At 60.9% G+C, this 22,319-nt stretch carries 18 protein-coding genes; 4 read left to right on the top strand and 14 right to left on the bottom strand.

Annotated features, from left to right (window positions below; translation table 11 throughout):
• Positions 1 to 5: 5 nt before the first annotated feature.
• The 14 genes from ACQY1J_RS00315 to ACQY1J_RS00250 all read right to left on the bottom strand — a co-directional run bounded on the left by ACQY1J_RS00315 (position 6) and on the right by ACQY1J_RS00250 (position 15,703).
• Complete coding sequence (locus ACQY1J_RS00315; RefSeq protein ID WP_430249661.1) at positions 6 to 803, bottom strand: ABC transporter ATP-binding protein; 798 nt, start codon at positions 801 to 803, stop codon at positions 6 to 8.
• A 10-nt stretch (positions 804 to 813) separates the two neighbouring features.
• Positions 814 to 1,719, bottom strand: a complete 906-nt coding sequence (gene ntrB / locus ACQY1J_RS00310) for a nitrate ABC transporter permease (protein ID WP_430249660.1) — start codon at positions 1,717 to 1,719, stop codon at positions 814 to 816.
• A 74-nt stretch (positions 1,720 to 1,793) separates the two neighbouring features.
• A complete protein-coding gene (locus ACQY1J_RS00305; protein ID WP_062578323.1) occupies positions 1,794 to 3,092 on the bottom strand; it encodes a CmpA/NrtA family ABC transporter substrate-binding protein in 1,299 nt (432 codons plus the stop codon).
• Between the two features lie 347 nt (positions 3,093 to 3,439).
• Complete coding sequence (locus ACQY1J_RS00300; RefSeq protein WP_430249659.1) at positions 3,440 to 4,723, bottom strand: CmpA/NrtA family ABC transporter substrate-binding protein; 1,284 nt, start codon at positions 4,721 to 4,723, stop codon at positions 3,440 to 3,442.
• Between the two features lie 19 nt (positions 4,724 to 4,742).
• Positions 4,743 to 5,342: an ANTAR domain-containing response regulator gene (locus ACQY1J_RS00295; RefSeq protein ID WP_062463239.1), complete on the bottom strand. Its 600-nt coding sequence runs from the start codon at positions 5,340 to 5,342 to the stop codon at positions 4,743 to 4,745.
• 560 nt (positions 5,343 to 5,902) lie between these two features.
• Positions 5,903 to 6,178, bottom strand: a complete 276-nt coding sequence (locus tag ACQY1J_RS00290; RefSeq protein WP_430249658.1) for a hypothetical protein — start codon at positions 6,176 to 6,178, stop codon at positions 5,903 to 5,905.
• On the bottom strand, positions 6,175 to 7,830 hold the full coding sequence (locus ACQY1J_RS00285) for a glycerol-3-phosphate dehydrogenase/oxidase (protein ID WP_430249657.1): 1,656 nt from the start codon (positions 7,828 to 7,830) through the stop codon (positions 6,175 to 6,177). The genes ACQY1J_RS00290 and ACQY1J_RS00285 overlap by 4 nt, the downstream gene beginning before the upstream one ends.
• The gene (locus tag ACQY1J_RS00280) at positions 7,823 to 8,593 is read right to left on the bottom strand and encodes a DeoR/GlpR family DNA-binding transcription regulator (protein ID WP_430249656.1); all 771 of its coding nucleotides are present in this window, start codon (positions 8,591 to 8,593) and stop codon (positions 7,823 to 7,825) included. Before ACQY1J_RS00280 ends, ACQY1J_RS00285 begins: the two co-directional genes overlap by 8 nt.
• A complete protein-coding gene (locus tag ACQY1J_RS00275) occupies positions 8,590 to 10,116 on the bottom strand; it encodes an FGGY-family carbohydrate kinase (protein WP_430249655.1) in 1,527 nt (508 codons plus the stop codon). Before ACQY1J_RS00275 ends, ACQY1J_RS00280 begins: the two co-directional genes overlap by 4 nt.
• Positions 10,117 to 10,264: 148 nt before the next feature.
• Entirely contained in the window at positions 10,265 to 11,131 is an 867-nt protein-coding gene (locus tag ACQY1J_RS00270; RefSeq protein WP_062578335.1) for a DeoR/GlpR family DNA-binding transcription regulator, read from the bottom strand.
• Between the two features lie 246 nt (positions 11,132 to 11,377).
• A complete protein-coding gene (locus tag ACQY1J_RS00265; protein ID WP_430249976.1) occupies positions 11,378 to 12,298 on the bottom strand; it encodes a D-ribose ABC transporter substrate-binding protein in 921 nt (306 codons plus the stop codon).
• A 119-nt stretch (positions 12,299 to 12,417) separates the two neighbouring features.
• The gene (locus ACQY1J_RS00260) at positions 12,418 to 13,470 is read right to left on the bottom strand and encodes an ABC transporter permease (RefSeq protein WP_062578340.1); all 1,053 of its coding nucleotides are present in this window, start codon (positions 13,468 to 13,470) and stop codon (positions 12,418 to 12,420) included.
• Positions 13,471 to 13,496: 26 nt separating this feature from the next.
• Positions 13,497 to 15,035 carry a sugar ABC transporter ATP-binding protein gene (locus ACQY1J_RS00255; protein ID WP_209898989.1) on the bottom strand — a complete coding sequence of 513 codons (1,539 nt, stop codon included), beginning with the start codon at positions 15,033 to 15,035 and terminating at the stop codon, positions 13,497 to 13,499.
• Positions 15,032 to 15,703 (bottom strand): DUF2291 family protein, encoded by a 672-nt coding sequence (locus ACQY1J_RS00250; RefSeq protein WP_430249654.1) that lies wholly within the window; start codon positions 15,701 to 15,703, stop codon positions 15,032 to 15,034. The genes ACQY1J_RS00255 and ACQY1J_RS00250 overlap by 4 nt, the downstream gene beginning before the upstream one ends.
• A gap of 765 nt (positions 15,704 to 16,468) precedes the next feature.
• On the opposite strand from ACQY1J_RS00250, the gene ACQY1J_RS00245 reads away from it, so the two are divergent.
• From ACQY1J_RS00245 to ACQY1J_RS00230, 4 genes are all read left to right on the top strand, one after another.
• Positions 16,469 to 18,040: an FGGY-family carbohydrate kinase gene (locus ACQY1J_RS00245; RefSeq protein WP_430249653.1), complete on the top strand. Its 1,572-nt coding sequence runs from the start codon at positions 16,469 to 16,471 to the stop codon at positions 18,038 to 18,040.
• On the top strand, positions 18,037 to 19,554 hold the full coding sequence (locus ACQY1J_RS00240) for a glycerol-3-phosphate dehydrogenase (protein ID WP_092663369.1): 1,518 nt from the start codon (positions 18,037 to 18,039) through the stop codon (positions 19,552 to 19,554). The genes ACQY1J_RS00245 and ACQY1J_RS00240 overlap by 4 nt, the downstream gene beginning before the upstream one ends.
• Positions 19,555 to 19,569: 15 nt before the next feature.
• Entirely contained in the window at positions 19,570 to 20,502 is a 933-nt protein-coding gene (locus ACQY1J_RS00235) for a sugar phosphate isomerase/epimerase family protein (RefSeq protein WP_430249652.1), read from the top strand.
• 108 nt (positions 20,503 to 20,610) lie between these two features.
• Entirely contained in the window at positions 20,611 to 21,561 is a 951-nt protein-coding gene (locus ACQY1J_RS00230; RefSeq protein ID WP_192079046.1) for a sugar-binding transcriptional regulator, read from the top strand.
• The last annotated feature ends 758 nt before the right edge of the window (positions 21,562 to 22,319 follow it).

Here is a 22,319-nt window from a genome sequence, read left to right as displayed (position 1 = left end):
GTCGGTTACTCCGCAGCTTCGACGAAGCGGTGACGTTCGTAGAGGAACTTCAGCACGGCTTCGCGGGACTTGAGGTAGGTTCGGTCGGCCGCGAGCGCGATGCGGTCGCGCACCCGCGGGATGGGCACGTCAAGCACTTCACCGATGCGGGCGGCCGGGCCGTTGGTCATCATGACGATGCGGTCGGAGAGCAGCACGGCCTCGTCGACGTCATGGGTGATCATGATCATCGTGTTGCCGAGGCGGGAATGGATCTCCATCACCGCATCCTGCAGATGGGCGCGGGTAAGCGCATCGAGCGCACCGAAAGGTTCGTCGAGCAGGAGGATCTTCGGTTCCATGGCGAGCGCGCGGGCAATCCCGACGCGCTGCTTCATACCGCCGGAAATTTCGGAAGGGCGCTTGTCCTTGGCATGCGCCATCTGGACGAGGTCCAGGTTGCGCATCACCCAGTCATGCTTTTCGGCCCGCGTCTTCCTGCCGGCGAAAACCTTGGAGACCGCAAGATTGACGTTTTCATAGACGGTCAGCCACGGCAGCAGCGAATGGTTCTGGAAAACGACGGCGCGTTCCGGGCCCGGCGCATTGACCTCTACGTTTTCGAGCAGGACGGCACCGGCGGAAACCCGCGTCAAGCCGGCGATCAGGTTCAGCAGGGTCGACTTGCCACAACCGGAATGGCCTATGATGGAGACGAACTCGCCCTTGTCGATGGTGAGCGAGATGTCCTTCAGCACCTCTGTTGTTGTGCCGGCGCGTTCGAAGTTCTTGTCGACGTGATCGATTTTCAGGTAGGCGCTCATGGCCGTCTCCTCAATTCCTGGCGGTGCCGCGGGTGACGATCGAGCCGAGCAGGCCCACCAGCTTGTCGAGGACGAAGCCGGTCACGCCGATATAGGCGAGCGCCACGATGATGTCGGTGAGGCGCGAGGAATTCCACGCATCCCAGATGAAGAAGCCGATGCCGACGCCGCCGGTCAGCATTTCCGCGGCCACGATGGCAAGCCACGACAGGCCGATGCCGATGCGAAGGCCGGTGAAGATGTAAGGGGCTGCCGCCGGCACCATGATGCGGATGAAGAACTCGAGCTGATTGAGGCGCAGCACCCGGGCGATGTTGCGATAGTCATCCGGAATGTTGCGCACGCCGACGGCGGTGTTGATGATGACAGGCCAGATCGAGGTGATGAAGATCACGAAGATCGCCGATGGATTGGAATTCTGGAAGGCGGCGAGCGAGAGCGGCAGCCAGGCAAGCGGTGGCACCGTCCGCAGGATCTGGAAGATCGGGTCGAGACCCCGCATGGCCCAGACCGACTGCCCGACAAGGGCGCCGAGGAAGACGCCGACCACCGCTGCAAGCCCGAAGCCGATCGCGACACGCTGAAGCGAGATCAGCACGCGCCAGGCAAGACCTATGTCCTGCGGCCCGAAATCGAAGAACGGATGGGCGATGAGGTCATAGCTGTCGATCCAGACCTGCGATGGCGGTGGCAAAGTAGCGCCAGCACCGGAGCAGGCGATCTGCCAGATGGCGAGGAGCGCGATCAGCACCACCAGCGGCGGCAGTACGTTGCGACAGACGGCAGTGGCGGCATGCCGGATGTTGAGCTTGCGGGCTGAGGGCTGCACCATCATGACAACGGTCGCGCTTTTCTCCGACGCCGCCGGCGTTTCTGGCGTTGTCGCCTGGTCTGACTTGCGGGCTGTTGCAGTCATGGTGATCCCTTCAAGTGATGTTCGTTCTGGACAAAACAGGCCCCCCATGCGCTGCCGCGTGAGGGGCCGCTGCTTCAGGCACTTGCCTTGATCGTCAGGCTCTCGAGATAGGCCTTCGGGTTTTCCGGATCGAAGACCTTGCCGTCGAAGAAGGTCTCTTTTCCACGCGAGCTCGACGCCGGAATGTCGGCGGCAGCAATGCCCAGATCGGCTGCTGCCGCGCGCCAGATGTCCTCGCGGTTGACCTTGTCGACCAGCGCCTTGATGTCGGTATCGGGTGCGAACTTGCCCCAGCGGACGTTCTCGGTGAGGAACCAGGCGTCGTGGCTCTTGAACGGATAGGAGGCATGGTCCTTCCAGAACTTCATCTCCAGCCCGGTATTCTCGACAAGGCGCCCGTTGCCGTAGTTGATGGTGCCCTTGAGGCGGCCGGCGACATCCTTCGGCGGGACGTTGAACCACTGGCGCTTGCCAAGAATGGCGGCCATCTCTTCCTTGTTGTCCATGCTGTCGGCCCACATCTGGGCTTCCATGACGGCCATCATCAGCGCACGCGCGGCATTCGGGTTCTTCTCGATCCAGTCGGAGCGAAGCCCGAGCGCTTTTTCCGGATGACCTTTCCACATCTCGCCGGTGGTGCAGGCAGTGAAGCCGATACCCTGGTTGACGAGCTGCTCGTTCCAAGGCTCGCCGACGCAGAAGGCGTCCATGTTGCCGACCTTCATGTTCGCCACCATCTGCGGCGGCGGCACCACGATCGTCGACACGTCCTTGTCCGGATCGATGCCGCCGGCGGCAAGCCAGTAGCGGATCCAGAGATCATGGGTGCCGCCGGGAAATGTCATGGCGACCTTGATCTCGCTGCCGGCAGCCTTCTTGGCGGCAAACGCCTCCCGCAGCTTGGAAGCATCGAGCTGGACCCCGGTCCCGGCATATTCCTTGGCAACCGAAATGCCTTGGCTGTCGAGGTTGAGGCGGGCAACGATCGACATTGGCACCGGTACGTTGTTCTGGGTCACCTTGCCGGTGGACATGAGATAGGGCAACGGGGTGAGGATATGCGCACCGTCGATGCCGTTGGCGGCACCGCCGAGCACGAGATTGTCGCGCGTCGCGCCCCAGGATGCCTGTTTGAGCACTTCCACATCCGGCAGGCCATGCTTGGCAAACAGGCCCTTTTCCTGCGCAATGATCAGCGGCGCGGCGTCGGTAAGCGCGATGTAGCCGATCTTGAGGCCGCTGACTTCCGGACCTGCCGAGGCGGCGAAGGCGCCGGACGGAAATGCGGCGCGCACAGCACTTGCCAGAGCAACGGCAGAACTGATCTTCAGGATCTGCCGGCGGTTGATGTTCATTCCTGTAGTCTTCGTCATAGCGTTGTGCCCCTCTGGTGTGACGGAGATCCGGAAACAAAAAAACGCCGCGTGCCCGTCTGCCGGGTCCGGGCGATAAGCGCCGGACGGCAAGGGAGCATGCGACGTCGGTGTCGGATGGGTATTTGCGCCTGATCGGGCGCTCATCTGTCCTGCGATCGCCATTGACCGCGGACAATTAGATACAAGCAAACATCGTGCCAGCTCGACATCCAGCCATCAACGAGAACTATTAGCTCGCATTTTCCGGCAGTTGCCGAATGCGCGACCAATCGCGGCGAAAACGGCGCTGCACGTTATGAAGCCTGACTTTCGATGCAGATGCCTTAGCTTTGCGCACCGCGCGATTACGCTTCGGTCACGTCGTCGCCTGATGACGTCGAGCGAACCGCAAAACGCTCCGCATAGGCCTGCACATCACGAGGGTCGAAAATCTCCCCGTCCATGAAGCCATCATATCCCGATGCACTTCGTTCGCCCGGCTCATCCGGGGTGGCAGCGTTTGCGCCCAGCGCCATCTCGTAGAGGTCGGGCCGGAAGGCGCTCCTGACCCGTGCCATGCCTTCTTCGCTGAAATCAGCCTGCCCCCAGCGTATCATCTGGCTATAGATCCAGCTTGCCTGGTCCGGCCGCGGATAGTTTGCCGCCTTGCCATGGTAGAGAAAATAGTCGGGAACGACTCGCGTCGTACCCTGCGCATCCAGATTGAACTCTCCGCTCAAGACGCTTCGAATAATGCTCGTTGGCGCAGCGATATAATCAGGAGAGCTGAGGATCTCTGCGAGTTCGTTGTGATTCTGGGCGTCGTCGCACCACCGCGCCGCCCTGTCGAACGCGACGATGAGGCGCGACACCGTATCGGCATTGGTCTCAGCCCAGTCCGGCCGCATGCCCAGCACTTTCTCCGGCGCCAGAGGCCATATGTCCTGCTTGGCCGCGACGATTCTGCCAGTCCCGCGTTCAGAGGCGATCATATTCCAGGGCGCACCGACGCAAAATCCATCGATCGCGCCTGCCGAAAGCGCATCGGATGTCAGCGGCGGCGGCACCACGACCAGCTTGACGTCGCGGTCCGGATTGATGCCGCCAGCTGCCAGCCAGTAGCGGAACTCGTAATTGTGCGAGGAAAACGGATAGGTCATGCCAAGCGTCGGCATGGCTTCGCCGCGGGCGCGCATGTCGGCGAGTAGAGCCGCGAGAGCCTTCGCATTGGCAAGCGCGCCCGCATCATCGGCAAGCCCCGTCAACGACTTCATCCGCTCGAAGATCCGCGCCGACAGCGTGATGGCATTGCCGCCGCGGCCAAGCGAAAAGGGTGTGATCGTCGGCGAAGGATTGGATCCCAGCCCCAGCATGGAGGCGACCGGCATCGGCGACAGCATATGGGCAATGTCGAACTGACGAAACGCCAGCCGGTCCCGCACATTGGCCCAGGTGACATCCCGTACCAGTTCGAGACGCAGTCCCTCCCTTTCCGCAAAGCCGAGCTCGGCTGCAACGATCAGGATCGCGGCATCCATCAAAGGGATGTATCCCGCGCGCAGAAGCCTCTGCTCCTTGCCGCGGACACGTGACGGCGCTTTGACGGCGCTGTCGCCAGATTGCGTGGAAACACGATCACTCACCAGCATTCTCCGATCGATGCCGCGCTCAAAGCAGCATTCCTGCAGCCGTGACGACGCTTTGCGCGATGTCTGCCAGCTTCTTCTTCTCGTTCATCGCCGTCTGGCGTAGCAGCGCGTATGCCTGTTCTTCGCTCATCCCCCGCATCCTCATCAAAATGCCCTTGGCCCGCTCGATGACCTTGCGCTCCTCAAGCGCACTGCGTGCCTCGGCGAGTTCGCGCTGCAGCCGGCTGAAGGCATTGAAGCGGCTCACCGCCATATCGAGGATCGGTTTGATCCGTTCTTTCTTGAGGCCATCGACCACATAGGCCGAAACCCCGGCATCAACAGCAGCCTCGATCGCCGCCGTATCGGATCTGTCCACGAACATGGCAATTGGCCGCGAAATCATCCGGGTGAGCTGGAACATATGCTCCATCATGTCACGATTTGGATTTTCAATATCAATGATGATGACATCCGGATCCATCGTCTCGATCAGCCGCGCCACGCCCTGCATTTCATGGATGACCCTGACATTCAGGTGCCCCGCCTCGTTCAAACCCTCTTCGATGATCGAACCCCGGATGGCGTTCTCGTCGATGACCAGGATCGTCAGGTCGGTGGTGATTTTTGATCTGCTCATGCCGGGGCAACAGAGCAATGGCATGCGAGATGCAAGCGACCCACGCTTGACGCAGCCCCCCGACCCCGGAGCAAAGACGCACTCCTGTTGCTCACGACGATCAGGGTTTGCCTTACTTCGAGATCGCGTACGGCAATAACCGGCAACACAAGTGCTTTGGTCCTATCATGGCGCAAAAATGCGCTGATCGCTCTCATTCCGATGCAGCTCAGCGCAATCACGGTGCATTGGATGGGCGCGTAAACTGCCAATGACGTCTCCCGGCTCACTATCTCCCGGTCACACGCAATTCTTAGGCCATGTGTCTAGTTGGAGTGATGGGACATCGGGCAAGGACCAAGCTTTTCGGCGCTATCTCCTCTTCGACACTAGGAAGATGCTTTGGAGGGAAGCCCGATTGATCGCGCGTGGCTTGGTGACCCTGCTCCGGACAGGAGCCTCCATCGAAAATTTAGTCTGCTTTCCCTCGGCGCAGGCTAACAGACTGGAGCTTATCCATATGCAAGTCCCTAAAAGCGAACTTCGAAACTTTCGTAGGCTTGCAGTCTAACAGATTGACTTCATACCAAAATCTGCATCAATCCCATGACCGCGATGGATACAAAAAACGCGGCAATCGGTTCGAGGAAAAAGCGCTTCTGAATACCTAAATAAATACGCGCAGGACGTGTTATTCTGGATAAAAGAGAGAGTACTGGGTTTTCGTTGTATTGCCGCCTGACGCGGGGGGAAACAAAACAACCCATCGCTGCCGTCTCGGCACGAAACGTATTCGGCTGGTCTTGAATATACCGGTTTGAGGCCAGTGCGACCGGCGGAGTCGCCGAGCTGCTCAAGCAAACGAAAACCCGTGACGCGCGGCAAGTCTTGCCTTGGTGGCGCGAAGTTCCACCGCAAGACGCTCCGGGTTCCAGTCTTTCTGCGCCGCCATGCGATCTGCCATCGCATCTAGATCGCGTCCGCTGAGGCGGCCGGTGATGGCAAGCGCCGTGCGGCGCAGCACAAGATCGTCCAGATGCGCCACCTGCTCATGGCCCGTAATCCAGGCCAATTCATCAAATGAATAATCCGGTGCATCCGCCAGCATGGTGGGCGTATTCCCTTCGGCTTCCAGAATGGCAAGCGCCGTCGTGCCATAACGCGATAGCAGCGTGTCGGCGCGAGCCTGATCCACGCCGGTCCTTGAGCAGGCCATGTCCAGCCACTTGACCCGCTCGTTCTCGCGCGGAAAACCGCGTCCTCCTCCAATGGCCAAGCTTTGCGTGCTGATGCGGCGCGTCTGCTGAAGCCGGACCAGAACCATGTCGGTCACTTCCTCGGCAAAGCCGCGAAATGTCGTCCACTTGCCGCCGACGAGCGAGACAATCGGCCACGGTCTCTCCCCCTCCGGCTCGATGACCGGTGCCGAATGATCGCGGCTGATGAGGCCGGGGGCCGTGCTATCGGAGGCCGGGAGCGGGCGGATGCCGGCATAGGTATAGACGATCTGTCTGCGGTCGAAGGAAAGACCCGGCAACAGGCCGCTGAGGCTCTGCAGCAGGTAATCGATCTCGGCATCGCTGCAGGTGACCTGATCCGGGTCGTCGTCGCGAATATCTGTCGAGCCGACCAGCGCCTTACCGAGATAATCGAACACGAGGCAGATGCGCCCATCATCCGCCTCGAAATAGATCATCCGCCCGCCGAGCGTTTCGATAAGATCCGGATGATCGAGAAGAATGTGGGACCCCTTGGTGCCGCCGATCAGGCGGGAGGTTACACCCAGATCTTCATTGACCCGGTCGATCCAGGGGCCGGCGGCATTGATGACGAGGCGTGGGCGAATATGCTGCTCGTTCCCGTCCTCATCGACCAACACAACGGCCTGCCCGTCCCTGCCCCCGATCCGCGTATAATTGAGGGCACGCGACGAAGCACTTGCTCGCAGGCCATCCTCGACGAGTTCCAGCACCAGCCGTTCCGGATGACTGATCTTGGCGTCGTAATAGAGGCCGGCCGCCACAATGCGCGGCGTGAGCGCCGGAATGGTGGCGAGTGCCCGCGCCTTGCTCCACAGCGAATGGCGCGGCATCATGCGATGACGCGAGCCATAGAAATCGTAAAGCGCGAGACCAATCTTCATTAGCACCGCGCCACGGCTTCGCGGCGCCGTTGTAGAGCCGAAGAGCGTGCGAAGTGCTGCCGGAATTCCTTTGAGCCAGGAGAAGATGGGGATCACCGTCGGCAGGCGGCTGACGCAATGCGGCGCGTTCTTGAGGAGAAGATTGCGCTCCAGCGTCGACTGCGCGACAAGGCGAAACTCGCCCGTCTCAAGATATTTGATGCCGCCATGGATGAGGCGCGAAGGGGCCGCCGAGGTGCCGGAACCGAAATCGGCCTTGTCGGAGATGACGCAGGTCAGCCCCTGCTCGCAGAGATCGCGAAACACCCCGGCTCCATTGATGCCAGCGCCAAGGATCAGAACGTCCACGTCTTCAATATCAGTCATTTTCCGTCACCAGCTTGAGGCTAACACCGGCCGCCCGTAGGGCATCGGCTGTTTTTACGGGAAGGCGATCATCGACGTAAACCACGTCGAACTCTTTGAGATCGGCAAAAAGGTGCAGCGCCACCCGGTCGAATTTCTCCGAATCCACCATCAGAACCTTGCGCACGGCGGAAGCCATCATCGCCTGCTTGACGCGCACGACGAGCGGATCCTGGATCATTGCAGAGGTGCCGCTGATCGCCGACGCCGAGCAGATCAAGAGATTGACGCGCAGGCGCGACAAGGCGCTTTCGCAGAGATGGCCGATAAAGGCGTGATAGGTCGGGTGATATTCGCCACCGAGACAAATCAGCTTCAGCTCATCAACCCCGCTCAGCCGTTCCGAAAGATCAAGGCTGTTTGTGACGACGGTGAGCGGCCTCACCTCCGTGATATGCGGCGCGAGCGCGTTGACGGTGGTGGAATCATCGATGAGGATCACGCTCCCCGGCTCGATCTCGCCAACCGCAGCCCTGGCCAGCGCCGCCTTGGCGGCAAGTGAGCGGGTCTTGCGGAAGCTGAACAGGCTCTCATAGACGCCTGACGGCTGGGCGCTGACGGCACCATGCAGCTTGCGCAACACGCCCTGCCTTGCCAAGTCCTCCACGTGCCGATGGATCGTCATGCGCGAGACGCCGAATTCGGTCACGAGATCGTCGATACGGGCTTCGCCGCGCTCAATCACATAAGCGGCGATGGCCTCGCGGCGGGTATCAGCGGTCATTCCGCGCCCTCCGAACTGAAGGCTTCGATACGGGGCCAGAGCGGCGCAAGCGCCTTCGCCAGATCGCTATGCAGGCCATACCGCTCGTCGAGCGCCTTTTGCCGTACAGGGTCGGGATGGTAGTCGTGGCCGATGGAGGCCAGATCGCGCGGATCATCCGTCGGGGAGGAAAAAAGCCCGATACCGGAGCCAGCACAGAGTGCGGCTCCCCAGGCTGCGGCCTCTTCGGTGTCCGTGACGGTCACCGTCATCCCAAGCACATCGGCAAACAACTGCGCGAAAAGCGGATTGCGGGAGATGCCGCCCGTCAGCTTTGCCGTCTTCATCTCAAAACCCTGGCGTAGGTCGCCCACATGAACCCGATGGTTGAAGGCAATACCCTCGATCACCGCCCGCAGCATGTCGGCCCGGCCGTGCCAACCGCGCAGGCCGAGGAATCCGGCGCTGGCCGTCGATCCATGCGGAGAGCCGAACAGGTAGGGGTGAAACAGCACCGTCGAGGGACGCTCGATTGCTTCACCGATTTCGCGGCCGAGACGCTCATGGATGGAAGCACCCTCGACCTCTGCCGCCTTCTGGTCGGATTTACACAAGCGGTCGAGGAACCAGTCATAGTTTGCCGCAGACGCCGGCGAAATCGCCATATTGTTCCACTCGCCGAACCTCAACCCGTTTCGGCAGAACCAGCGGGCATCGACCACGGGACGCGTCGAGACAGTCTCGTTGATGGAATAGGTGCCGGCCACCACTGCCACCTGACCCACGCCATAACCGCCGATGCCGAGCGACGAGGCCGTGACATCATGTAGGCCGGCGACAACAGGCGTTCCGGCGACAAGCCCGGTCAAAGCCGCTGCCTGCGGTGTCACGCCACCGATCACCGCATCCGGCAGCGCCACCTCCGGCAGAGCGCCGGAAAGCGCGCCGAGGCAGTAGAGCTCGAGGATGTCAGGCGCGTAGGCCTGCGACGCTACTTCGGTGAAGGAAGTGCTGGCTTCCGTCAGGTCCGTGCCGATCGTGCCGGTCAGGCAGTAACGCAGCCAGTCCTTGCAGGCAAACGCCGTTCCGATGGCACCAAACCGCTCAGGTTCATGCTCTCGGATATGGGCCAGAAGTGATGCCGGCGCGGATGCATGCGGCCGCTGGCCGCTCAAGGCCAGCGCCGCCTCTGCCGTGCCATCGCCATCCCAGCGGGCAACGATGTCGCCGGCGCGGCTGTCGAGAGACAGGATGCCGTGGCCGAGCGGATTGCCGTCGCGGTCCAGAAGGTAGAGCCCGTCGCCATGAGCGGTTGCGGCCACCGCTGCGATCTCGGATGCCGGCCGGCCGCTTTCGGCAATCGCGTCCGAAATGGCCTCGGCGGTTGCCGCCCAGAGGCCTGCCATATCGCGCTCGACATGGCGGGCTTTTGTCATGATCTGGGGAATACGTCGCCGCGCCACCGACAGGACGGCACCCGTCTCATCGAAGACAACCGCCTTGGTGACGGTGAGGCCATTGTCGATCCCAAGCAGACAGGGCATCGGAAGCTCCGAAAAAATGCATCGCGTGGTCGAAGATCCGCTTGTCTGGCCGGCGCAATGCGTGAGATGTCAGGCGCCCGGCCCGCACGGGCAGACGGCCCGCTTCGTTAGAACGAGCACTCTACTGTTAACTTCACAGGATGTACTGTTACAAATCACTCTTTGTATCATCCGCATTGCCGTTTGGTGCGGCAACGACGAGATTGATGCCTCGCGCGCGCAGCCGCTCAATGGTGCGCGGAGGCGTGGCGCTGTCGACGATGACCACGTCGAATTCATCCAGCGATCCCATGGCATGCAGCGCGCGCCGCTCGAATTTGGTATGGTCGACCAGCAGGATGCGGCGCGAGGCGCATTCGAACATGGCCCGCTTGATGTCCACCATATCCGGAGACTGGTGAAACAGCATGTCTTCACTGATGGCGGATACGGAGAGAAACACCTGATCGGGGCGCAGGCGGCGGATCTCGTTGGTGGTCACGGGTCCCATGAAGGCATTGCACCAGTTCTGGAACTGCCCGCCAAGACAGAGCAGCGTCAGGTCGCTCACCTCACGCAGGGCATTGATCATCGTGATGGAATTGGTAATCGCCGTGAGCGGCACGCGCGCTGAAAGATGCGGCACCATTTGCAAAACGGTCGTGGAATCATCAAAGAAGATCGCCTGCCCCGGCTGGATAAACTCGGCAGCAGCAGCAGCAATGGCGCGCTTTTCGGATGCCTGCCGCGTGGATCGATAGACGTCACTGGATTCGATGAGGCTTGTCGGTGCCGCTGAGACAATGCCGCGTGTCTTGCGGAGCAGGCCGCGGCTCACCAACTCATCGAGATCGCGGTGAGCGGTCATCAGACTGATGCCAAACCGCTCGGTCAGATCCTCGATGCGCATCGTGCCCTCAGCCATCACGGCCTCGGCCACCAGCTGCCTTCGAGCGATCTGGCGGGCTTGGCGGCTATCGCTGGAAATCTCCTCGCCCATCAGGCGCTCGAGAGGACGTTCCTGTTGGTCGCGCATGCTTATTGCCCACATCTCCCGGAGAACCGCGCGAACTGGTGAACGCACATCTCCATGGCTCCGGTCTGTCGCACCGCTGCTCGCTCACAGGGAACATCCGCACGCCATACGCGCCTCTGGTGCAATCGACATCTAGCACGTCTTCAGCGGGGCGCCACCGGTTGGAATGACTTTCCCGCAAAGAAGAGCTGAAATCGCAAGAGGTCGGGGCCGCAGCGAGTGCGGCCCCGGATAGATCGTATCCGTTTACTGCGAGAGCGTGAACGGGCCGGTATACTTGTCGACGTTGTCCTTGGTGATCAGCAGGCAATCGAAGAGCTGCTTTTCGGTGGCAGCGCCGGTCTTGCCCGTCTTGATGAAGGAATCGGCCTGCTTCACGGCTTCGGCCGAGAAGACGGCAACCGGCTGGAGCACCGTATACTGCATCTCGCCGGACTTGATGGCGGCAACCGCATCCGGCGAACCGTCGAAGCCGCCGACCTTGACCTTGTCGAGCTTGCCGGCTTCCTTCAGCGCTGCAATCGCACCCAGCGCCATTTCGTCATTGCCGGCGATAACGCCGTTGATGCTCGGGTTGGCCTGAAGCAGGGACTGCATCTTCTGGTAGCCCTGGGTGCGATCCCAGTTGGCCACTTCCCTGCCGACCTTCTTCATGTCCGGATACTGGGTAATGACGGTTTCGTAGCCGTTAGAGCGGGTCGCGGCATTGTTGTCTGCGGGGTTGCCGAACAGCTCCACATAGGTGCCCTTTTCGCCGACCATCGAGATCCAGGTTTCGGCACCAAGCGCTGCCCCTTGCGCGTTGTTGGAAACGAGCTGCGCCTTGGCAAGACCTTCCTGGTTGATCTCGGCATTGACGAGAATGACCGGGATACCCGCGGCAACAGCCTTCTTCACCGCGCCGACCGAACCATCGGCATTGGCTGGATCGAGGATGATGGCGGCCGACTTGTTGGTGATCGCCGTATCGATGAGGGTCGATTCGGTGTTGGTGTCGCCCTTGTGGGCGGCGACATTCGCCTTGTAGCCAAGGCCTTCCGCCGTCTTCTTGGCAACTTCACCTTCGGTGCGCCAGTAGGGGTTGGCCGGATCCGTGACGATGATCGAGATCAGGCCGTCTGCCATGGCAGCTGTCGTCATGAGGCCTGTCGCGACGGCGGCAAGCATGAATTTCTGAAAGGATTTCAACATTTTCTACTCCCATTGGAATGTTGCAGTCTTCGCCTCTTCAGGCATCCTTTCCGCGGTACCCTCCCAACAGGCCTTTGCGGACAAGTTCTTGGACGTCAGCCCTTGCGTGCGCCGGAGCCGTACTGAATTGTGTTCATGAGGACGGCCAGCACGATAACCGAGCCGGTGAAAACGGTCTGCCAGTAGGACGAGACGCCGATGATGACCAGGCCATCGGAAAGGAAACCGATGACGAAAGCGCCAAGCATCGTGCCGCGTACCGTGCCGCGACCACCGGTCAGTGCCGCACCGCCGACAACCACAGCGGCAATTGCCGTCAGTTCATAGGTGCTGCCGGCTGTCGGGCCAGCAGATGTCAGCTGTGATGACAGCACCAGCCCGGCAATGGCCGAAAGGATACCGGAGAGCGTATAGACGGTGATCTTGACGCGTTTGACCGGCACGCCGGAGAGATCTGCCGCCCGCTCGTTGCCACCAGATGCATACAGCCAACGGCCAAAAGCCGAGCGGGCAAGCATCAGGCCGGCCAAGAGGGCGATCACGGTCAGAACGATGACGGAGATGGGGACGCCAGCCAGACGGTTGAAGCCAAGCCAGTCGAAGCCGGTATTGCCAAGTTCGGGACGGCCCGACAGGTTGTTGTAGGTGAGGCCATTGGTCTGCAACAGCGCGATACCGCGGGCAACATACATGACGCCGAGCGTTGCAACGAAGGCCGGCACGCGGAACCAGGCGACCAGGATGCCGTTGATGGCGCCAACAAAAGCGCCGAACAGGCAGGTCAGCACCACTACCGCCCAGACCGGCGGGTAAAGGATGACGCCGAAGGCCGAAAGCTCGACGCCCTGCATCATGGCGCCGGCAACGACCCCGCAGAGTGCAAGGATCGAGCCGACCGACAGGTCAATGCCGCCGTTTAGGATCACTAGCAGCATGCCGATGGCAAGGATACCGTAAATGGCGACATGCGAAGCCATGATGAGAAAATTGGCGACGGTGAAATAGTTCGGCGACAGGTAGGAAAACACGGCAATGATGAGGATCAGGGCGAAGAAGGCGCGCCCCTCCAAAAGGAGTTGGCCGATGCTCATGCCGCCAGCTTTGTCGACTTTGGCAGTTTCGGCTTTCGGTGCGATGGCTTGGTTCATGGTCTAGAATTCCCCAATTGACGGCATCAGGCAGCCACAGACTCACCGGAGGCAGCCATGATCTTTTCCTTGGTGACGCTCGAATCGAACTCGGCCGAGATGCGACCCTTGTGCATGACGATGATGCGATGTGCGACCGACAGGCACTCGCTGACTTCCGACGTGGAAAATACCACCGCCAGACCGGTGCGCGCGCGCTCTGCCAGAAGCTTAAACACTTCTGCCTTGGCGCCGATATCGATGCCGCGCGATGGCTCGTCGAGCAGGAGCACGGTCGGATCGGTCGCCAGCATCTTGCCGATGACCACCTTCTGCTGGTTGCCCCCCGAAAGAGAGCCGATGGGGGCGCCACCGCCAGACGTTTTCACGGTGACCTTACGGATGGTATCGGCAATCAGCGACTGCTCGATCCGCCGGCTGGTAAAGAGGCCGCGGGTGAAATTCATGATCGATGCGAGCGACATGTTTTCACCGACGCTCATGGTCTGCACCAAGCCATCGCGCTGGCGGTCTTCCGGCACGAGCGCTAGACCACAGGCAATGCGATCGGCAATCGACAGCGACGAGATTTCCTCGCCCTCCAGAAAGATACTGCCGGATTTCGGCTTGAGGCGGCCGGCCAGCGTTTCCAGCAACTCGGTGCGCCCTGCCCCCATCAGCCCGTAGATGCAGACGATTTCGCCGGCCTTCACATCGAGCGACAGGCGGTCCACTAGGTTGAAGCCGGCATTGGGATCGGCAACCGTCAGATCGACCACCGAAAGCGCCGTTTCTCCAAAAGCATAACCTGACGGCGGGGATCCGAGATCATAATGTTCGCCCACCATGTTGCGCACGATCCATTCCAGATCGATCTCGGCGCGCGGCGCATAAGCGGTCATGGTACCATCGCGCAGCACGACGGCGTGATCGGTGATTTCCAGCGCTTCTTCGAGATGGTGCGAGATATAAACGATCGATACGCCCTTGGCTGTGAGATCCCGAATAACCTTGAACAGCACCTCGACTTCGGCCGCCGAAAGCGCCGAGGTTGGCTCGTCCATGATCAGGATGCGGCTGTCGATTGACAGCGCGCGGGCGATTTCCACGATCTGCTGCTGGCCGAGACGCAGGTCTTCTACGGGCGTCAGCGGGTCGATGTCTTCTTCCAACTCTTCGAGCAGAAGCCGCACCTGACGCTCTTCCTCGGCAAAATCTACGCCCGTGGCGCCCTGGATCTCGCGGCCCATGAACACGTTGTCGCGCACCGAAAGATTGGGTGCCAGGCTGAGTTCTTGGTGGATGATCGAGATGCCGTGGTCACGCGCCTCGGTCGACGAGGTAAAGTTCACACCCTCGCCATCCAGCACGATTTCACCCGATGTCGGCTGAACGACGCCAGACAGGATCTTCATCAGCGTCGACTTGCCGGCACCATTTTCGCCGAACAGCGTGGTGACCTGGCCATAACGGATATCGAAATTCACGCCCTTAAGAGCATGGATGTTGCCATAAGACTTGGCGATGTTGCGCGCCGACAGCACGACATCGCCGCGGCGGGGGCCTTTCGTCTCTGGCTCGCTCATTTCACATCCACTTTCACCGGCGTGATCAACCAGTTTTTCGGGTTGACGAGGCGAAAGGCGCCGACGACGTCGACTGTCTTGCCCCTCAGCGCCGACGTATCGATCGGATCGAGCACCGAGGCCTTCATGGCGCGGTTGATGGCCGAACCGGCGTCCTGGTATTCGATCTGGTTCTTGAACGACCCGAAGGCGATATCGCCCGGCGCATCGCGCAGATCTGTGCCGTTGATGGCGGGCCCGGTCTGCATGCGCAGCTTGATATCGGCCGGCATTCCGGCGACAGCCACCTCATAGATGCCGGACTTGCCTTCCCCCACGACACCGGAAAATTTGACCATCATCACCGTACCGGTCGTAGACGCGGTGCCGTATTTCTTGCCGGCAGCAGCCTTGTCGGCAAGCACTTCCGGCGCGATCGCCACGGCGTCGGCAGCCTTTTCCACCACCACCGACTGAACACGCGGAAATTCCTTTGTGCCGAACGTATCGGGCGAAAACGCCTGCTGGCGAACATCGGCTTCCGACCCGACATGGACAACCGTCGTGTCGAGCGCGATGGCAGACAGAACAAGCAGGCCGGCACCCACAAGGACGACACCCGTGCGCTTCGACGATTGCTTGGCTTTGCGCGCACGCAATGCGGCGACTGAAGATTGGAGGGTGCTCATGAGCCGGCCTCGCCTTTCGCCCGATGTTGAAAGAGTATGGAAAGAAGCAGGAAGGCAGCCCGAAGCCGGGCCTTCCTGATCGGCGGGAAACGCGTGCAGCGCGCGGCGTAAAGCAGCATGGTCTCCTCCCATTCTTGATAGCCGCAGCGCCTCCTCCAGGCCCTACGATCGCTTCATCCCTCTACGCTATATTCACGTTATATAGGTCGTCAAGTATGTTATGTTGAAGACAGGTTCTTTTTGAGAGATCGCTCACGCAGAGGTGAGATATTGCACGGGATCGACGGCACATTCGCCAGCTCCGGAGGCCTTCCAGGCGCGCCGGCCGCCGATTGTGCAAGTCGCCCGACGCTCTTGCAGGGCAAAGCACTCTTGCGGACCGACACAACGCACTTGCAGCAATGTCTTCAACTTAAACAAAAATCCGCAAACCACGATGTGTTCGCGCTAAAGTCTGCCGGTGGCCGAGGCGAGCGTACCAGCGCAAAAGACTGTCGCATGTAGCGAGACAGCGCCGGCCGCACGCAAGCAACGAAAAACCTTATAGCTTTCTAACATATCTGAAAAAAACTTCCGCGTCTGCAAAAAAAATCATGTTTCTTGTTATCATTGTGATATGTATTATCAACGTGCGAGCGATCCGGGGTGAGGAATGCCGTCGACAAGATGCAACGGTATCGCGCGGAGGAGGATGAAACTGCATGAAGACTATCTCCAAGGCGCCTTTGTGCGTCCCTGTCCATGCGACGATCCGCGGTATGCGCCATGCGTGATGTGATCATCGGCATTGATGCCGGCACCTCGGTCATCAAGGCGGTGGCCTTCGATCTGGCAGGCCGGCAGATCTCGTCCTCCAGCGTGCCCAACAGCTACCTGTCCGGTTCCGATGGATCCGCGACGCAGCCGCTCGACAGAACCTGGGCCGATTGCACGCGGGCGCTACGCGGTCTTGGAGAGCAGGTCACGGATCTTGCCCGTCGGACGGCAGCGGTTGCGTTGACTGCTCAGGGCGACGGTACATGGCTTGTCGACCGCGATAACCGGCCCGTTGGCGATGCCTGGCTGTGGCTCGACGCCCGCGCGGCCCCGACCGTTGATGTGCTTGCCGCAAAGACTGAGAACCGGGCGCGTTTCGAACTGACGGGTACAGGGCTAAACACCTGCCAGCAGGGTGCGCAAATGGCGCATATGGACCGGTTTTTTCCAGAACTTCTCGATTCTGCCGACGTTGCCCTCCATTGCAAGGACTGGCTTTATCTCAACCTCACAGACGTGCGCGCCACCGATCCGTCGGAAGCAAATTTTACCTTCGGGAATTTCCGCACGCGCGGTTATGAGGACCAGGTTTTTGACGCGCTGGGTCTTGGCCACCGCCGCCATCTGCTGCCTGAAATCATCGAGGGCACGCAGACCCTCAATCCGCTGACAGCGACGGCGGCAAAACAGACGGGTTTGCTGGAGGGCACGCCCGTCTGCCTCGGTTACGTGGACATGGTGATGACGGCGCTGGGTGCCGGCGTTTATGGTGGTACCGGCGATACCGCCTGCTCCATCGTCGGCTCGACCGGCGTCCACATGCGGGCAACCAATATCGCCGGCGTACATCTCAACGCCGAAGGCACCGGATATGTCATGGCGCTCCCCGTACCGAATACGGTCGTGCAGGCCCAAACCAATATGGCCGCCACCCTCAATCTCGACTGGGTCTTAAGCCTTGGCACAGACCTGCTGCGCGAGATGGGACAGGAGATCACACCACGCGACCTGATGGGCCGTATTGAGGGCTGGCTTGAAAAATCCACTCCCGGCCAGATCGCCTACCATCCCTATATTTCCGAAGCTGGCGAGCGTGGGCCTTTCGTTAACGCGCAGGCCCGTGCCGGTTTCATCGGCCTTTCGGCCAGTCATCGTTACCCGGATCTGGTGCGCGCCGTGGTTGAAGGTCTCGGCATGGCGATGCGCGATTGTTATGCGGCGATGGGCGGCCTTCCCTCGGAACTACGCCTCAGCGGCGGCGCGGCGCGCTCGCGCGGTCTGCGCGCGGTTCTCTCAGCTGCGATCAACGCGCCGGTCCGCGTCTCCGATCGTGAAGAGGCAGGCGCTGCGGGTGCCGCAATGATGGCAGCCGTTGCCATCGGCGCCTATCCCGACATGAACGCCTGCGTTGGCGAATGGGTGACGCCGCTGCTTGCTGCACCGGAGACCCCGAACGCAGAACTTGCCGCCACCTATGATCGGCTGTTTCCCGCTTTCCAATCCGCGCGTCACGCGCTTGTTCCCGCCTGGACGAGGCTGGCGGCGGCCCGCGATGCGACACTTCAGAGGAAAAAGACATGAGCACGCAAACACAGATGATCGATCTGTTCGTCATTGGCGGCGGCATCAATGGCGCCGGGATGGCGCGCGACGCTGCCGGCCGCGGCCTCAAAGTGGTCTTGTGCGAGAAGGACGATCTGGCCGAAGGCACGTCCTCCCGCTCCGGCAAGCTGGTGCATGGCGGTTTGCGTTATCTCGAATACTACGAATTCCGTCTGGTGCGCGAGGCGCTGATCGAACGCGAGGTGCTGCTGAAGGCCGCCCCGCACATCATCTGGCCGATGCGGTTCGTTCTGCCGCATAGCCCGCAGGATCGCCCCGCCTGGCTGGTACGGCTCGGCCTCTTTCTCTACGATCACCTCGGCGGCCGCAAGAAACTGCCGGGTACCCGTACGCTGGATCTCACCCGCGATCCCGAAGGCGCACCGATCCTCGACGACTACACCAAGGGGTTTGAATACTCCGACTGCTGGGTGGACGATGCGCGCCTGGTCGTACTGAACGCAGTGGATGCCGCAGAAAAGGGCTGCGAGGTTCTGACCCGCACAGCCGCCGTCACCGCACGGCGCGAAGACAGCGCCTGGTCCATTACCACGAAGAATGTTCTGACCGGCGAAACTCGCCAATTCCGCGCCCGCTGCATTGCCAATTGCGCCGGCCCGTGGGTATCGGACATTATCGGCCGGGTGGCCGGCTCCAACTCGGCGCGCAATGTGCGCCTCGTCAAGGGCAGCCATATCATCGTGCCCAAATGGTGGGCAGGGCCGCAGGCCTATCTGGTGCAGAACCACGACAAGCGGGTGATCTTCATCAACCCTTACGAGGGAGACAAGGCTCTGATCGGCACCACCGATATTGCCTATGAAGGCCGTGCCGAAGAGGTGAGTGCCGACGAGCGGGAGATCGAGTATCTCCTGTCTGCCGTGAACCGGTATTTCAAGGAAAAGCTCCGGCGCCAGGATGTGCTGCACACGTTTTCCGGTGTGCGGCCCCTGTTTGACGATGGGAAGGGCAATCCGTCGGCCGTCACGCGCGACTATGTCTTTGATCTCGACGAAACGGGCGGCGCGCCGCTCCTCAATGTGTTCGGCGGCAAGATCACCACGTTCCGCGAGCTTGCCGAGCGCGGGATGCAGAAGCTGACCCAGGTCTTTCCCACAATGGGGGGCAACTGGACGGAAACGGCGCCGCTTCCTGGCGGCGACATGCCCAATGCTGACTACGAGAGTTTTGCCAATACCTTACGTGATCTTTATCCGTGGATGCCGCGTGCGCTTCTGCAGCATTACGGCCGCCTTTACGGCACGCGCACGCGCCAGATTGCCGGCACGGCAGATAGTCTTGCAGATCTAGGCCGGCATTTCGGTGGCCAGCTTTACGAGGCGGAGGTGCGCTACCTCGTGAAAAGCGAATGGGCACGCACAGCCAAGGACGTGCTCTACCGCCGCACGAAACATTACCTGCACTTGACTGAGGCAGAACAGGCTGCCTTTACCGCCTGGTTTGACGAAGCAAATCTCGCCAGTGCCGCCTGAGACCGGAGACCGCCCATGCCGCTGACGCTTTCCCTCAACACCAACCCGCTGGTGAACCGTTTTGCCGAGCCGGCCGATCTCATCGAAACGGTGGCGCGCGACCTGAAAGTCCGCGACCTGCAGCTGACCCATGAGTTCATCAACCCGAGCTGGCCGGCGCCCGTCATCCGCCGCCTGACGCGGGAGATGGGCACTGCCCTTAACCGCACCGGCGTTCGCGTGACCAGCGGCATGACCGGACCCTATGGCCGCCTCAACCATTTCGGCCATCCGGATGCCGATGTGCGGCGCTATTATATCGACTGGTTCAAGACCTTTGCCGATATCACCGCCGATCTCGGCGGCACCTCCGTCGGCACGCAGTTTGCGATCTTCACCTATAAGGATTTCGATGATCCGGCCCGTCGCGAAGAGCTGATCAAGATCGCCATCGATTGCTGGGCCGAGGTGGCGGAACATGCCAAGGGTGCCGGCCTCTCCTTCCTGTTCTGGGAACCGATGAGCGTCGGGCGCGAATTCGGCGAAACGATCGCAGGCTGTCTTCACCTTCAGGATCGGCTGACATCAGCGAATATGGCGATCCCGATGTGGATGATGGCCGATATCGACCACGGCGATGTCACCTCCGCCAATCCGGACGATTTCGACCCTTATGCCTGGGCCCGCGCCGTGCCAAAAGTGTCGCCGATCATCCACATCAAGCAGAGCCTGATGGACAAGGGCGGTCACCGGCCGTTCATCGCCGAATTCAACGCCAAGGGCCGCATCCATCCCGAGCCGCTGCTCGAAGCCTTTGCGCAAGGCGGCGCGGAGAACAACGAGATCTGCCTAGAACTGTCCTTCAAGGAGCGCGATCCGAACGACCGTCAGGTGATTTCCCAGATCGCCGAAAGCATTGCCTTCTGGGCACCCCATATCGAGATTGGCATCAAGGACCTGCATATCTGATCCGATCTCATCAGATAGCGGCTCTTGCAGGAAACGGCGCAGAGGGCGAATTGCAGGAGATCCTTGTCTTGACCAGCCTGACGACAGACAGCAGCAGAAGGAAGAGCAATGGCCCGCCGCAGTGACAGCGATCCCGAAGAAAGCCTGGCGATCCGCGCGGCCTGGCTGCATTACGCTGGCGGACTGACGCAGGCTGCGGTGGCAAAACGGCTCGGCGTGCCCTCTGTTAAGGCGCATCGACTCATTGCACGCGCGGTGGCCGACGGTGCCGTCAAGGTCTCGATCGATGGCGCCATCGTCGAATGCGCCGAACTGGAAGCTCAGCTTTGCGATCGCTATGGGCTCGCTACCTGCGAGGTGGCGCCGGATCTGGGAGAGGACGGCCTGCCGCTTCGCGCGCTCGGCCTTGCCGGCTCCAGCTTCCTGCGCCGCACGATCGAGGGTGGCGATTACAAAGTCATCGGCCTTGGCCATGGCCGCACACTGGCTGCTGCGGTGCGCCAAATGCCGCGCTTTGAAGCGACCGGCGTGTGCTTCGTATCACTGCTTGGTGGGCTCACCCGCAATTACGCCGCAAATCCGCATGACGTGATGTATAATCTGGCGGAGAAGACCGGGTCGCAATCCTATGTGATGCCAGTACCCTTTTTTGCCAACTCTGCAGAAGATCGCGAAATCCTGCTGGCCCAGCGCGGCGTGCGGGAAATCTTTGACATGTCGAACGGTGCCGGCCTCAAATTCGTCGGCATCGGAACGGCAGACGCCAGCGCACAGCTTGTTGCCTCCGGTATGATCGAACGGCGGGAAATCACGGAAATCGCCGCCGTCGGCGCTGTCGGGGAAATGCTCGGCCACTTCTTCGATGGAGATGGCCGCGTCCTCGAAACGACGCTCAGTGCCCGCACGCTCTCGGTCGATCTCGAAACGCCTGAACAGACCCGCATCGTAGCAATCGCGGGCGGGTTGCAAAAGCTTGCCTCGATCCGCGCCGTACTGCGCAGCCGCCGCCTCAAAGGCCTGATCACCGACGAACCGACCGCCCGCGCGCTGGTGAGCTGACAAGAGGATTTACAGGCACATCTGACGATTGCAGCCGAACAACTGGAATAAAAACAGCCAAAGCCACGTGCGCGGATTGGCATCAGTTGGAAGATGAACAAGGCAATGGCAAAGGCGAAACCTTTGTCGAGGGCCGATAGCCGCTGACCCGATGCGTGATCCCCCATTCAGCGTTTCGTCATTTCGCCTTTCAACTCCATGCGCGAGGCGACGGCCTCGCACGCGGAGACCTGCGGGAAGATTGGAGCGGAGAACATTGCACTGGGCCAACGAGCGGCTTGGACCGGCGAGTTCTCAACCCGGTGTTGAAGGAGTGCAACCTCCACATCGTGGAACTGGATTATTCCGGACGGCGCGCGCCTGCGGGTTTCCCAAAAGTATACCGGCATTGTATCCCTCCGGTGCGCGGCGGCGTTGTGCGTCACGGCATTTCCAGTGGGCAGGAATCAGTTGTTGTTGACCGTGGTTCCGACCGACATACTGCTTTTGCGGATTATGTCGGAGGGGTCTTGCCGACGCTGCGGTAGGCGTTGCAATCTTCGCCTCCCCTTCAACGGCTGGCTTCAGCCGAATCTTCCGCGCGGCTCGTTTGGGCGGTGGCAACTCTTAGGCTTTGGCAATTTTACAGGCGCCGTGTTGGCCGTCGGCGTAGCCGCGGCCTGGCTGGGGGAGAGGGCATCAACACGCGAACCGCTGGCGTGACCGATGATGTGGCAAGCGCTCTTTCCTCTATGTTGTTAGGCAAGATCACGAGCAGT

This window comes from Neorhizobium sp. DAR64860/K0K1, assembly GCF_050500205.1.
Taxonomy (GTDB): domain Bacteria; phylum Pseudomonadota; class Alphaproteobacteria; order Rhizobiales; family Rhizobiaceae; genus Neorhizobium; species Neorhizobium soli.
This window is presented reverse-complemented; position numbering and strand designations above follow the sequence as displayed.

Bases quoted from the DNA above. Each gene is read 5' to 3' on its own strand.
- ACQY1J_RS00315 (WP_430249661.1), bottom strand. From the start codon at position 803: ATGAGCGCCTACCTGAAAATCGATCACGTCGACAAGAACTTCGAACGC.
- ntrB (WP_430249660.1), bottom strand. From the start codon at position 1,719: ATGACTGCAACAGCCCGCAAGTCAGACCAGGCGACAACGCCAGAAACG.
- ACQY1J_RS00305 (WP_062578323.1), bottom strand. From the start codon at position 3,092: ATGACGAAGACTACAGGAATGAACATCAACCGCCGGCAGATCCTGAAG.
- ACQY1J_RS00300 (WP_430249659.1), bottom strand. From the start codon at position 4,723: ATGCTGGTGAGTGATCGTGTTTCCACGCAATCTGGCGACAGCGCCGTC.
- ACQY1J_RS00295 (WP_062463239.1), bottom strand. From the start codon at position 5,342: ATGAGCAGATCAAAAATCACCACCGACCTGACGATCCTGGTCATCGAC.
- ACQY1J_RS00285 (WP_430249657.1), bottom strand. From the start codon at position 7,830: ATGACTGATATTGAAGACGTGGACGTTCTGATCCTTGGCGCTGGCATC.
- ACQY1J_RS00280 (WP_430249656.1), bottom strand. From the start codon at position 8,593: ATGACCGCTGATACCCGCCGCGAGGCCATCGCCGCTTATGTGATTGAG.
- ACQY1J_RS00275 (WP_430249655.1), bottom strand. From the start codon at position 10,116: ATGCCCTGTCTGCTTGGGATCGACAATGGCCTCACCGTCACCAAGGCG.
- ACQY1J_RS00270 (WP_062578335.1), bottom strand. From the start codon at position 11,131: ATGCGCGACCAACAGGAACGTCCTCTCGAGCGCCTGATGGGCGAGGAG.
- ACQY1J_RS00265 (WP_430249976.1), bottom strand. From the start codon at position 12,298: ATGCTTGCCGCCGTCGCGACAGGCCTCATGACGACAGCTGCCATGGCA.
- ACQY1J_RS00260 (WP_062578340.1), bottom strand. From the start codon at position 13,470: ATGAACCAAGCCATCGCACCGAAAGCCGAAACTGCCAAAGTCGACAAA.
- ACQY1J_RS00255 (WP_209898989.1), bottom strand. From the start codon at position 15,035: ATGAGCGAGCCAGAGACGAAAGGCCCCCGCCGCGGCGATGTCGTGCTG.
- ACQY1J_RS00250 (WP_430249654.1), bottom strand. From the start codon at position 15,703: ATGAGCACCCTCCAATCTTCAGTCGCCGCATTGCGTGCGCGCAAAGCC.
- ACQY1J_RS00245 (WP_430249653.1), top strand. From the start codon at position 16,469: ATGCGTGATGTGATCATCGGCATTGATGCCGGCACCTCGGTCATCAAG.
- ACQY1J_RS00240 (WP_092663369.1), top strand. From the start codon at position 18,037: ATGAGCACGCAAACACAGATGATCGATCTGTTCGTCATTGGCGGCGGC.
- ACQY1J_RS00235 (WP_430249652.1), top strand. From the start codon at position 19,570: ATGCCGCTGACGCTTTCCCTCAACACCAACCCGCTGGTGAACCGTTTT.
- ACQY1J_RS00230 (WP_192079046.1), top strand. From the start codon at position 20,611: ATGGCCCGCCGCAGTGACAGCGATCCCGAAGAAAGCCTGGCGATCCGC.